This is a genomic window from Dellaglioa sp. CoH-56-MRSF-13, assembly GCF_056782095.1.
In genome coordinates this window covers 366,489-379,333 of sequence record NZ_JBXAYC010000001.1, presented here as the reverse complement: position 1 = coordinate 379,333, position 12,845 = coordinate 366,489, and the positions used below count along the sequence as shown (strand labels likewise).

Genomic DNA, 12,845 nt, shown 5'->3' with positions numbered 1-12,845 from the left:
GAACTCTCTCATCTAGTATGTTTTTTCACAAACAAACATGTTATAATTATTCAGTAATAATTATAGCTCTGAAAGGATGAATTATTTTGACAAAAACAGAAAATCATCAAAAAGTTATCTTAGTCGGCGATGGCGCCGTAGGTTCTAGTTACGCATTCGCAATGACACTCCAAGGTGTCGGCGAAGAATTCGGTATCATCGATGTTGCGAAAGATCGCACTGTCGGAGATGCTTTAGATTTAGAAGATGCAACACCATTCGCATTTCCTAAACGTATCTACTCAGCAGAATACTCTGACTGTGAAGATGCAGATCTTGTCGTTATCACTGCTGGTGCTCCACAAAAACCAGGTGAAACACGCCTTGACCTTGTAAACAAAAACTTAAACATCTTGAAAAGTATCGTATCTCCAATCGTTGAATCTGGATTTAAAGGTATTTTCTTAGTTGCTGCTAACCCAGTTGATATTTTAACTTACGCAACAATGAAATTCTCTGGTTTCCCTAAAGATCGTGTTATTGGTTCAGGTACTTCACTTGATACTTCACGTTTACGTGTTGCTTTAAGCAAATTAACTGACATTACAGATCCTCGTTCAATCCATGCTTACATGATGGGCGAACATGGCGATACAGAATTTGCTGCTTACTCAGCTGCAACTGTTGGTGGTCTTCCATTCTTAGATTGGGCAAAAGCTAACAACATTTCTGATGACCAACTTGCTAAAATTGAAGATGACGTTCGTAACAAAGCTTACGAAATTATCAACAAAAAAGGCGCAACATTCTACGGTATTGGTACAGCATTAGCTCGTCTTTCAAAAGCAATTTTGCGTGACGAAAATGCCGTATTACCTGTTAGTGCATACATGGACGGACAATATGGTTTGAACGATATTTATATCGGTACACCAGGTGTTGTTAATGGCCAAGGTCTTGCACAAATCATCGAAGTACCTTTAAGTGATGTTGAATCTAAACGTATGACTGATTCAGCTGCTACTTTGAAACAAGTATTAAATGATGGTCTTAAAGCATTAGGTGAATAATTTTTAATTATTTTCCAAAAAAGGAACGGAAGACATTCTTCCGTTCCTTTTTTAATACAATTTTAATAGTCAAATTACTGTTAAAAAGCTTTTTTTATGGTATTATAAAAATGTAAATGAGAAAAATTTAATATTTGGAGGCGCCTATATGTTATTAAATACTTTAGTTAAACCATTAAAAGAACTAACAACCGTCCGTGAAAGTGTCACACTTGAAGAAGCACTTACGGTCCTAGAAAATTCTGGATTCCGTTGTGTGCCAATCTTAGATGAAACGGGTCAAATTTTCCGTGGTAATATTTATAAAATGCATATTTATCGTCATAAATCACAGGGTGGCGATATGTCACTTCCTGTTACTTATCTTCTTAAAAATGCGACTAAGTTTATTTCATCTGATTCAGCTTTCTTCAACGTTTTCTTTTCAATTAAAGACTTACCTTATATTGCTGTTTTAAATGAAAACAACTATTTTGAGGGTATTTTAACACATACACGTCTTCTAGATATGTTGTCTCAATCATGGAATTTTGATGTTGGTAGTTATGTCTTAACTGTTATTTCAGCTGGCGAACGTGGTGATTTAGTTGATATGGCTAAAATCATTACAAAATATTCATCAATTGCTAGTTGTATGACTTTAGATGTTAAAGAAGGCGAATTATTACGCCGAACATTATTCACATTACCAGCTGGTGTAAACCAAGAAAAAGTTGATAAAATTGTTGATAACTTAGGACGTAAAGAATTTATTGTTTCTGAAATTGAAGATTTACGTAGTTAGACAAAAAAACAGACCCTTTCGGGTCTGTTTTTTTAATGCATTCTTTTATCAAAGTGAATAGCACGATCTAAAACGAGCATTATTGGTGCTGTAATTGTCATTATTACAAATTCAGATAATGCTGTTGTACCGTAAGTAGGCCAGAACGGTAAGCTCGCTGTAATGTTCAACATAATAGCGATTAAAAACATGGTAAATGAGAAAACCATAATATTTAAAAGCATTTTTTGCCACATTTTCTTAAACTTAGGACTAACAAAAATCACAATTAAAAGACCCATGATTGTTTGTACGCCCCCAAAAAGAACATCTAACGGACTGCTGTAAAAGAGATTAAATAAGATAACCCCTAATGAAACACCCCAGATATATTTCTTATTGAAAAGTACTAAGTGATTCAATCCTTCTGATAGTCGAAATTGAATAGCACCACTAGCCATGTTCACCATTCCTGGAACAACTGCCAATACGATATAAAGTGCAGCGATTAAACCATTAATGATTACCTGGTTTACACGATTATTTTTTGTCATTATTAATAGACTCCCTTAGTTTTTTAGCGTGGGATGGTTACGAACCACGTTTTTTTATGTCTTTTTACTGTTTATTTTTCTTTATGTATTGCTGAAACAAGTCCAACACTCATTCTAAGCGCATCATCAACCTCAAGCATACTTTTTTTCGATACATGCGTGATACGATCTTTTAGACGTTGCTTATCAATTGTGCGAATTTGCTCCATTAGTATAACTGAATCTTTTTCAATACCATCTCTACTTGCTAAAAGTCCAACATGTGTTGGCATTTTAGGCTTCTGGATGCGCGCCGTAATGGCGGCAACGATGACTGTCGGACTATAACGATTCCCAATATTGTTTTGGATAATGAGAACAGGTCTCATACCGCCTTGTTCAGAACCAATAACGGGCGATAAATCTGCATAGAATATATCACCACGTATGATACTTTCAACCATCTTATCCCAACTCTCTACATAATTTGAAGGTGCAATAACACTTCATCTTCAGATCCTTTAAAATCATTACAGATTTCACTATTCAATTGTCCCATTTCTGAGTAGCCATCAATTAACTCATCCATCATTTTTTTATGACTTAAAATAGAGTTAAATATTTCGCTATCCTTCAACGCTTCATTGGTAATCGAATAATATGCACAGTAATCGGCTATATGACTCATTGCTACTTTCTCATTTTTATCCATCTGCACTTCCCCCATAGAATTACACTCTACAGATAGTTTACCATAGCAAACTAAGCAAATAAATACTAATTTAGGTAGACATGTGGTACTCGTCCTGAAAGTGCACAGATTATTTCATAATGAATTGTTTCAGCGTACGTTGCAACATCCTGTGCTGTAATCATTTCATCGCCATCTTGGCCTATTAGAGTTACTTTTGTATCATTTGGCATTTCATGTGGCAATCTAATCATTAATTGATCCATGCAAACTCGACCAATTATTTCGCAAAATTGACCGTCGACTAATAGTTTAAAGCCTTGCATCTTTCGGGGCATACCATCTGCATACCCAATTGGTACTGTACCAACCCATTCATTTTCTTGAGCTTGATATGTAATACCGTAACCAACTGAATCACCTGCATGGATTTCTTTCACATAACTTAATTCAGATGTTAATCCAAATGCTGGTTTTAACGCATAAGGTAGTTCTAATTCACCACCAGATGGATTTAAACCATACATTGAAATGCCCATCCGAATCATATTACCGTTGCAAGCAGAGTGCCATAAGCTCGTTGCAGAATTAGAAACGTGTACATAACGAGGTCTATCAGAAACTACTGACATCAATTCATTAAATTTTGACATTTGTTTTTTAAAATACGAATCATTAGGAGAGTCTGCTGTCGCAAAGTGAGTAAAAACCCCTTCAAAGTTTAATGTATTTTGATGACTTCCAAGGAAATTAATTGCCTCTAAAAACGGTTCTGCTTCTCTAAAACCAATACGACCCATTCCTGTATCCAATGCTAAATGAACGGCCAAAGGCGCTAATTTTTCTTCACTCAGTAACTTATTAGCTTCTTGTAACCAGCCAAGTTCTGAAACAGTTACAGATATTTTGCTTTTTGCCAGTAACGGTGCATATTCAACTTTCGTTAATCCCAGAATCAAGATAGTTTCAACAAACCCGGCTTCTCGTAACGCTAATGCCTCATCAATTATTGCCACACAAAAACCTTTTACACCAGCATCTTTTGCAACTTTAGCTACTTCAATCAATCCATGACCATACGCATCAGCTTTAACAACAGCAAAAATAACCGTCTCATCTGTTAATGTCTTTTTTTCAGCTGTGATATTTGCCTTAATAGCTGCCCTATCTACCACGATTTGGGTTGGACGATGATAACCTACAACCATTTTTACATCCCCTTTTCTTGATTTTCTAAAATAACTTCAGTCATAACTAAATTGTTCGTATGAGAAATTGAAATAAAGCCATTACCCTCAAAAGGGTGCTGCGTAATTATCGGTTTACCAATTTCATTATTTAATATTTCAACATCTAAAAAGCCAACTTTATCCCCTATTCCCGTTCCAAAAGCCTTACTGTATGCCTCTTTGGCGGAAAATCTTCCAGCAATAAATTCGTCTTTATGACTACCTTTTAATTCATCAAATTGTTTAATTTCATTTGTTGTGAGAATCTTTGTTATAAATTCTTCATGTTGTTTTGCCAACTTTACTACTCGATCAATATCGGCAATATCAACACCAATTCCATAAATCATATTATCACCTATTTCTTTTCATTGATATCCTTGTTAAGTTTATCAAATTTATTCATTTTCTGCACTAAAATCGTTTATATTTTACCTATCAATATTGTAAGAATAGCAATTTTAAACAAAAAAAGAGACCTAAATTAATAGGTCTCTTTTCAATATTCAAATTAATCTTTTGTTCTGATTGTGAAGTTACGTTTTGGTGCGCTACTTCCGTTTGAACGGTTGTCATTTGAACGATTATCGCTTGAGCGGTTACCTTTGTAACCTCCGCCACCATTACCATTGCTACGGCGATCGCTACTTCCGTTACGACGATCTGAACTTCCACCGTTACTACGGTTTCCGCCACCATTACGGTTGCCTTGGTAACCACCACCGTTGCCACCACGACGATTTCCACCGCCATTGCCGCTACGACGGTTGTTTCCGCCACCACCGCCACCCCCCTTACGTCTAGGTAATGGGCGTTCTGGTGTAATCTTAACAGGTACTTGTGATGAATCATTTTTAATAACATCACTAAGTAATGCTGCAACTAAATCAGCAACTTCAAACTTAGCCATTAATTCAGTAGCTTGTTTTGCATATTTTTTAGTATCAGTTTTGTTAACTAAGGCAGTAACGTCAGCGATTGCTGTTTCAATTTGACCAGCAAATGCTTCATCATCTGTAGGTGGTGTTAAAGCCACCATACGTTTCTTAGTTAATTTTTCGATTTGACGTAAGTAATCCATTTCATTTGGTGAAACAAATGTCAATGAAGTTCCTTTATGTCCGGCACGGCCTGTACGGCCAATACGATGGACATAACTTTCAGGATCTTGAGGAATATCATAGTTAAAGACATGGGTAACCCCAGAAATATCTAAACCACGAGCAGCAACATCAGTTGCAACTAAAATATCAAGTTTACCTGATTTAAATTCACGTAAAATACTCATACGACGTTGTTGTGATAAATCACCATGGATTCCTTTAGCGTTGTATCCGCGCATTTCAAATCCTTTAGCTAATTCGTCAACACGACGTTTTGTACGACCAAACACGATTGTTTGTGTTGGGTTTTGAGCATCATACATACGTGTCATGATATCAAATTTTTCGAAATCTTTTGAGATTACGTAGAATTGATCAACTAAGTCAGTTGTTAATTCTTTTGCCTTAACAGTTACCAAAGTTGGATCTGTCATAAATCTTTCACCAATACGGCGAATAGCAGTTGGCATTGTTGCAGAGAATAACAATGTTTGACGTTCGTCAGGAACAGTTGTTAAGATGCTTTCGATATCTTCAACGAATCCCATATCTAACATTTCATCAGCTTCATCTAAAACCAAAGTTTTAACATTACCTAATTTAACGGTGCGACGACGAATATGATCTAATAAACGTCCTGGTGTTCCAACTAAAATTTGAGGTGCGCGATTAAGACTCTTGATTTGACGACGAATATCAGACCCACCATAAACAACTTGAACTTTAGCATGTTTTTCTTTACCTAAACGGTAAAGTTCTTCTTGCGTTTGAATAGCAAGTTCACGTGTTGGTGAGATGATAAGTGCTTGAACTTCATCTTTTGTTGTATCAATTGTATCTAAGATTGGTAAACCAAATGCAGCAGTTTTACCAGTACCTGTTTGTGCTTGTCCAATAACATCTTTTCCTTCTAAAGCCATTGGAATTGTTTCAGATTGGATAGGTGTTGCTTCTTCAAAACCGCTGCGTTGAACGGCCTTTAGTAGTTCATCGGATAGTCCTAATTCTGTAAATTTCAAGTATAAATTCCTCCTAATGTGTTTGCAAACTAACATGCTTCACAACACAGTTAAGAGTTCGTCGTCAATTACTGTCTTGTAAAGTTAAATTAATTTAAGTCTGACCCTTCATGAGTCACTATTTAAACTATAATAGCACCTTAAATAATATTAAGCAACTCTCTAATTACTTTGTAAAGCCGATAAAACGGTTTCTAAATGAACGCCATGGCTTCCTTTAATCAAAATAGAATCTTTTTCAGTACGTATTTTTAATAAATCTTCAACCATAGCTTCTTTTTCATCTAAATCATAATAATGAAGATGTTGATCATCATACTTTGATTTTAATGCTGTTGCTAAAGATTTTATTTGTTCTCCGTAAAGATAAACGCTTTGAATTTTTTCATTATCAAAACTATCAGCCAAGCTGAGATGCATATCGCTAGATTGCTCACCTAATTCAAGCATATCACCCAAAACAACCATTCGATTACCTTCAACATCGCTGTTTGAGAATGCTTTGATAACAGCTTTTGCAGCTGTCGGATTTGAATTATAGACATCACTTAAAATTGACTCGCCCAAATGACCTCTAAGCCACTCTGTCCGATTCTTCGTTAAATCAAAATCACTAAGCGCCTTTACAATATTTTTAGGTGACACACGATAATGACGACCAACTGAGATAGCAGCCATCGCATTATCTACGTTATATGTGCCAATCATTGGAATTGTAAAATTAAAATCAGCCATTTCTCTCACTTTAAAGCTAGTCATTGTTTGATTGCCGACAACATTTGAAACACTCAAGTCAGCACTTTCACCATGACCGAAGCCAAATGATTGCTGTTCAATATTGGAAACACGTTCTCTTAATAACGGTTCATCTGCATTATAAACCAACAAGCCGTCTTCTTTCAGCCCATTCACAATTTCCATTTTTGCATCCGCAATTTTATCTCGCGTACCAAAAAATTCGATATGTGCTTCGCCAATCATCGTAATAACAGCGACATCAGGTTGTGCAATTCGACTTAAAAAGTCTAACTCACCAGGATGATCCATCCCCATTTCGACAACAACAACTTCCGTATTAGGTTCTATACTTAATAAAGTCATCGGTACGCCTAAATGATTATTGAAATTCGCTTCCGTTTTACAAACATTATATTGCTGACTTAAAATTTCTGTAATCATATCTTTAGTTGTCGTTTTACCGTTACTACCAGTAACTGCGACAACTTTAGGATTAATTTTATCCAAGTAATGTTTTGCTAAATCTTGGTAAGCCATTAATGTGTCATCTACTAAGATAGCTGGGATTTTCGTTGGCATTGTATCTTGATGGTCAACTGCCCATAAAGTCGCTGTTGCACCATTATCAATCGCACTTTGGATATAATCATGACCGTCATTTTCTGCCACAATAGGTACAAATAAACTGCCTTCCGTTAGTTGTCGACTATCAAATGAAACACTCGATATATTAATTGGTTCATCAGTAATTTCGTTCTTGGCGCTAACTGCGCTCGCAATTTCAGTTAATTGCATTTTCATTATATAAACCCTCGCATTCATATGACCATTAAATCTATTGTTTACTATTATTTGCCTGATTTTTTTTCAATGCTAATTGTAATAATTCTTCAATTAAATCACTGTAACTCAGCCCAACGGCTTCCCACAATCTTGGATACATTGCATTTTTATAAAATCCTGGCATTGTTGTAATCTCATTTAAATAAATATCTTGGTTAGCGCTAATTAAAAAATCACACCTAGCAAGCCCTGATCCATCAATAACCGCAAAAGCTGTTTTAGAAAAACCAACTATCTTATCCAATAATTCCTCATCGAGTTCAACTGGAATTCTGGCTTCGTGATCTTCCTTCATTGCAAGTTTACGATCATAGACGTCATCAAACGACAAAATTTCTCCTGGTACACTTGTTGCGATTTCTTCGTTACCTAATAATCCAATTTCAATTTCACGTGCTACAATGCCTCGTTCTACAATCACTCGAGGACCAAGTTCAAAAGCATTATCAATTGCATATTGTAATTCAACACTATTATTCACCTGTGTAACACCGATTCCTGAACCCAAATTAGATGGTTTCACATACATTGGATAAAGTAATTCGCCCTCACATCTGGCAATCACACTTGCAGTGTTATTTTCCCAAGACTGTGAGTCAATCGCTTGGAATGGTACAACCGGAATTCCGGCTTGTTTAAAGAGTAATTTACTCATTATTTTATCATTACCGACAGCCGATGCTAGTACACTGTTACCAACATAGGGGATATTCAACGTTTCAAGTAGTCCTTGGACAGTTCCATCTTCACCATTTGGGCCATGTAAGACAGGAAAAACCACACTATCTTCAGGGTCAAATCCATTTGGCAAAAATTTTATTCCAGTTGAATTTTCATGATTATTCGTTGCTTGTCCTTTTTCATCTGTTTCTCTAAGTCTTAAATTATCAACAAATTTAACTGGTTCGTTAAGCGTCTGACCTTGCAGCCAATTCCCCGTTTTCGTAATATAAACTGGAATTACCGAATAGTATTGGTAATATATCGCTTGTGTTATTTGAAAAGCAGTTGAAAGTGAGATCTCATGTTCTGCACTTTTACCACCATAGAGTAAATAAACTCGCATTCGTATTGCCCTCCATTTTTTGCACGTCCTATTGTACCATTCTTTTTAAATTCAACAAAAATAAAAAAAGATAACATAATAATACGTTATCTTTTTAGAATATAATACTGTCTTCAAAAGCAGATTTGTTAGAAACTTCGATAAACCATTCTTGATCTACAAATCGATACTCCAAATTAGCAACTAACTTGGCACTTTCTGTCTCCAATGTTGGCTCATGCCACTTCATCTGAGAAACGTTATCTATCATAATATAGACAGGTAATATTAACTTCGTATTATTAATTGTGATCCTTGAAAAATCTAATATTACACCTTCAACAAATAATGGCATTAATTCTTCAACAATTTTTTTAGGTATCTTTTTCAACGTCATAGGACGTCGTCTAAACAGACCATTTTTTTCACGATACGATTGATTCGCATGTCTAATAATTGATTTAGAAAAAACATTATAAAATTGCGTTAAATAACGATAGTAGATTTTTAATGCATCATTTGGTAACGTTAAAAAAACGTAGTCATTCTGCAATTTATAGTAAAAAGGTGATTGAATATGAGAAAATGCATGTCCCAAATATAAGAATTCTGCTACTTCTCTTGGTGTTATTAATTCTAAATCATCTTGACTATCGAAATCAATCCAACTTTGCTTTAACCCAACAGTCTTTTTATTCAAATAACGTGCAGTATCTTCTTCCCCGGTTACCGTGTTAAATCCTGTTGCGATGTCAATTTCATTTTCATAATCCACTGGGTTTAACGATAAAATATTAGTTGGTAATCTGGGAATGCTTGTTATGAAATCTTCTTTGGAAATCCCATATGATAAAATCAAATGAGAAACCGTTTCAACATGAACGTAGACTAAATTGTCTCTCACCACTATCATCCCCATTTTATAAAATAGTTTACATTGCTTCTAATCTTTCAATTCTATCTTCCATCGGTGGATGTGTTTGAAATAATCCAGTTGTTTTTTTCTTCAATGGATTTGAAATATAAAGTGCCGCACTACTTGGATCGGCACGTTCCATTGGTTTACTATCAGAAATTTTTTCCAACGCATGGATTAGTCCTTGCGGATTACGCGTTAATTCAACAGCAGAAGCATCAGCCAAATATTCTCTGTTTCGAGAAAGTGCAAGCTGAGCAATTGTTGCTGCAATTGGTCCTAAAATAACCAATAATAATGATAAAATCATCAAAATAATTTCTAATGATCCGCCACCTTCTCGATCATCACTTCGACGGCGACCTCCGCCCCACCAAAATGAGTTCATTCCAATATTTACTAATAATGAAATTGCTGCCGATAATGCTAATGCAATTGTTGATAATCGAATATCGTAGTTGCGTACATGCGAAATTTCATGCGCCATAACGCCTTCTAATTCTTCACGATTTAATCGATTGATTAAGCCACTTGTTGCAGCAACTGCCGCGTGTTCTGGATTATTTCCCGTTGCAAACGCATTAGGACTATCATCTTCAATAATAAACACTTTTGGCATTGGAACTTGGCCCACAATCGCCATATCTTCAACAACATGCCATAATTCAGGTGCATCATCGACTGATTTTATTTCAGTTGCATGATTCATACTCATGACAACGCTAGTTGATTGTGAAATCATCAATCCCATATAAACAACTGCAATGACAACAGCCATAAGTAGTCCAGAAACAGCACTATTGAAAAAAACATAGCCAACGGCACTACCAATCGCAACCATCAATAAAACAAAACCAATTAAAACATAAACTGTTTTGCGCTTATTTCGCGCGATTTGATCATATAGCATTAGTTATCTCCTAACTGTTTAATCAAATGAAACGTTGGGTACAGCTTTTTCAGCTTCAGGGACTTCAAGATATTCTACTTTTGTAAAATGATGAATTCCGGCAACAATGTTACTTGGAAATGATTGAATTTTTGCATTTAAACTTGCAGCAGTTGAGTTAAATAGTTGACGTGAATAAGAAATTTTATTTTCTGTATTTGATAGTTCTTCCATTAACTTAGTGAATTCTGTGTTAGCTTTTAAATCTGGGTAACTTTCAGATAACGCAAAAATACTTTTCAATGATTGACTCAATTGATTAGAAACTTCCATTGTTGTTTCATGTGCATCCGTTGGTACTTGTGTTAATTGATTACGTAATTCAACTACTTTAGCAAATGTTTCTTTTTCGTGAGTTGCATATCCCTTAACAGTTGAAACTAAGTTAGGAATTAAATCATTACGACGTTTTAATTGGACGTCAATTTGACTCCATGATTCCTCAGTCCGGATTTTTGCTTTTACTAAACCATTGTAGCCGCTAATGTACATAATAACTAAAAGTACTACGATAACTCCGATAATAATCATTGCCATAATTTTCAGTCTCCTCTTTAAATATAAAGTGTCTTATTTTAGTTTCTATTCTTAATTATCATACCAAAGTTAGACCCTTTTAGAAAGCAATTAAGCTAACGGTTACACCAATTTATCTAACTAGTTTTAATAATGTGATTATTATGGCATAATAGCATTATTAAGAAATTTGTAAAGGGGATTATTAACATGAATGTATTATTTGTATGTATGGGAAATATTTGCCGATCACCAATGGCTGAAGCAATGTTACGAGACGATTTAGCTAAGTTAAACCTTTCTGACCAAGTAACTGTTGATTCTGCTGGCACAAGTTCTTCACAAGAAGGAAATGGCGCCCATGAAGGGACTATTACTAAACTTGTTGAACATCAGATTCCAACAGATGGCTTAATCTCACGTCCGGTTAGTTACTTAGATTTCATTAATAGTGATTTAATTATTGCAATGGATGATATCAATGTTGAGCGTCTTGAAAAAGCTGCACCTGCATCTAAAAAAGAAAAAATCGTTAACTTCCTTTCAATTGTTCCCGGTAAAGAAAAAGAATCTGTTCCTGATCCATGGATTACTGGTGACTTTGACGAAACTTATAACTTAATTAGTCTTGGAATGCCTTACTGGATTGATTATATTAAAGCACAAATTAAATAATAAAAATGACCACAAATTTTAAAATTTGTGGTCATTTTTATTATTTATTATTATGAATCATTTTAAAATACTTTTGAACTGTTTTTGGTGCAGCATTGTATGTCCAATCTTTAACATACTCACCTTGGACCATCAAACGTCCGGCACCCGTATCATCACAAGTAATTAATGTGACTAATTTTTCTCCGGGTACATCATCAATAACTTGAACGTCTGTTGCTTTGATATATTTCATTTTAGATGTTTCATACTCATAAATCTTTTTAGCATCTGTTAAATAGATTTTTTGGCCAATTTTCATGCTAACTAATGGACTAAACAATAAATCCTTTCGAATCATATGATGTCCAGCAAGTGCATAATTACCCTCGCCCATTTTTTGGTTTTCCTTTAAAGTTCCAGCAGCAAGTGCCAAGGTATCAGTGCTAACGCCTTTAGCAATCGGCAAGTTCATTGAGACATCCGGAATACTAATTTCTCCAAGTAAAACCAAATTTTTTTCATTTGCTTTTGCTTTCACGACATCTGCCGTATTCAAACTCTTAACTTCACTAAAATCAAAGGATGCTTTTTTATTTTTATTTTTATCGACTAATTCTGAATTAATGGTTGGGTCTGTTAGTCCAACAATAAAGTTTTTAATTTGTTCATTGAATACTAGCGAAAGCCCCACCAATAACAATAGTATTAATAATATAGTTGTTAGCCATTTTTTCCAACGACTTTTTTTAGCTGCTTTATTTTTTTCCATTAATAACCCCCACTTTCGCTTAACA

The 12,845-nt window shown here is 35.0% G+C and carries 15 protein-coding genes and 1 riboswitch; of the genes, 3 read left to right on the top strand and 12 right to left on the bottom strand.

From position 1 onward, the window contains the following. The first annotated feature begins 86 nt into the window (after window positions 1-86). Both AC1RP1_RS01760 and cbpA read left to right on the top strand, forming a co-directional pair. Window positions 87-1,049 (top strand): L-lactate dehydrogenase, encoded by a 963-nt coding sequence (locus AC1RP1_RS01760; protein WP_409021585.1) that lies wholly within the window; start codon window positions 87-89, stop codon window positions 1,047-1,049. Between the two features lie 148 nt (window positions 1,050-1,197). Then, window positions 1,198-1,833: a cyclic di-AMP binding protein CbpA gene (gene cbpA / locus AC1RP1_RS01755; RefSeq protein ID WP_409021586.1), complete on the top strand. Its 636-nt coding sequence runs from the start codon at window positions 1,198-1,200 to the stop codon at window positions 1,831-1,833. Window positions 1,834-1,865: 32 nt separating this feature from the next. Here the strand turns inward: cbpA and AC1RP1_RS01750 are convergent, their stop codons facing one another. From AC1RP1_RS01750 to AC1RP1_RS01700, 11 genes are all read right to left on the bottom strand, one after another. Further along, window positions 1,866-2,366, bottom strand: a complete 501-nt coding sequence (locus tag AC1RP1_RS01750; protein ID WP_481760856.1) for a QueT transporter family protein — start codon at window positions 2,364-2,366, stop codon at window positions 1,866-1,868. A gap of 9 nt (window positions 2,367-2,375) precedes the next feature. Next, a riboswitch (PreQ1 riboswitch) is annotated at window positions 2,376-2,420 on the bottom strand. A gap of 17 nt (window positions 2,421-2,437) precedes the next feature. After that, window positions 2,438-2,809 (bottom strand): type II toxin-antitoxin system PemK/MazF family toxin, encoded by a 372-nt coding sequence (locus AC1RP1_RS01745; protein WP_409021588.1) that lies wholly within the window; start codon window positions 2,807-2,809, stop codon window positions 2,438-2,440. 14 nt (window positions 2,810-2,823) lie between these two features. Continuing rightward, on the bottom strand, window positions 2,824-3,057 hold the full coding sequence (locus tag AC1RP1_RS01740) for a hypothetical protein (protein WP_481760857.1): 234 nt from the start codon (window positions 3,055-3,057) through the stop codon (window positions 2,824-2,826). Window positions 3,058-3,122: 65 nt separating this feature from the next. Beyond that, window positions 3,123-4,244, bottom strand: a complete 1,122-nt coding sequence (gene alr / locus AC1RP1_RS01735) for an alanine racemase (RefSeq protein ID WP_481760858.1) — start codon at window positions 4,242-4,244, stop codon at window positions 3,123-3,125. A gap of 2 nt (window positions 4,245-4,246) precedes the next feature. Continuing rightward, window positions 4,247-4,615, bottom strand: a complete 369-nt coding sequence (gene acpS / locus AC1RP1_RS01730; protein WP_481760859.1) for a holo-ACP synthase — start codon at window positions 4,613-4,615, stop codon at window positions 4,247-4,249. A gap of 161 nt (window positions 4,616-4,776) precedes the next feature. Continuing rightward, window positions 4,777-6,387: a degradosome RNA helicase CshA gene (cshA, locus tag AC1RP1_RS01725; RefSeq protein ID WP_481760860.1), complete on the bottom strand. Its 1,611-nt coding sequence runs from the start codon at window positions 6,385-6,387 to the stop codon at window positions 4,777-4,779. Window positions 6,388-6,549: 162 nt separating this feature from the next. Next, window positions 6,550-7,926, bottom strand: a complete 1,377-nt coding sequence (locus AC1RP1_RS01720; protein ID WP_481760861.1) for a UDP-N-acetylmuramoyl-tripeptide--D-alanyl-D-alanine ligase — start codon at window positions 7,924-7,926, stop codon at window positions 6,550-6,552. Window positions 7,927-7,960: 34 nt separating this feature from the next. Continuing rightward, window positions 7,961-9,034: a D-alanine--D-alanine ligase family protein gene (locus tag AC1RP1_RS01715; protein WP_481760862.1), complete on the bottom strand. Its 1,074-nt coding sequence runs from the start codon at window positions 9,032-9,034 to the stop codon at window positions 7,961-7,963. A gap of 94 nt (window positions 9,035-9,128) precedes the next feature. Next, window positions 9,129-9,917 (bottom strand): hypothetical protein, encoded by a 789-nt coding sequence (locus tag AC1RP1_RS01710; protein ID WP_481760863.1) that lies wholly within the window; start codon window positions 9,915-9,917, stop codon window positions 9,129-9,131. A gap of 28 nt (window positions 9,918-9,945) precedes the next feature. Next, complete coding sequence (gene htpX / locus AC1RP1_RS01705; RefSeq protein WP_409021596.1) at window positions 9,946-10,839, bottom strand: zinc metalloprotease HtpX; 894 nt, start codon at window positions 10,837-10,839, stop codon at window positions 9,946-9,948. Between the two features lie 18 nt (window positions 10,840-10,857). Continuing rightward, window positions 10,858-11,415, bottom strand: coding sequence for a LemA family protein (locus tag AC1RP1_RS01700; RefSeq protein WP_409021597.1), 558 nt, complete (start codon window positions 11,413-11,415; stop codon window positions 10,858-10,860). A gap of 189 nt (window positions 11,416-11,604) precedes the next feature. Between AC1RP1_RS01700 and AC1RP1_RS01695 the strand changes: the two genes are divergently transcribed. Further along, complete coding sequence (locus tag AC1RP1_RS01695) at window positions 11,605-12,069, top strand: low molecular weight protein-tyrosine-phosphatase (protein ID WP_481760864.1); 465 nt, start codon at window positions 11,605-11,607, stop codon at window positions 12,067-12,069. 40 nt (window positions 12,070-12,109) lie between these two features. On the opposite strand, the gene AC1RP1_RS01690 is transcribed toward AC1RP1_RS01695, so the two are convergent. Beyond that, complete coding sequence (locus AC1RP1_RS01690; RefSeq protein WP_481760865.1) at window positions 12,110-12,820, bottom strand: class A sortase; 711 nt, start codon at window positions 12,818-12,820, stop codon at window positions 12,110-12,112. Window positions 12,821-12,845: the final 25 nt, after the last annotated feature.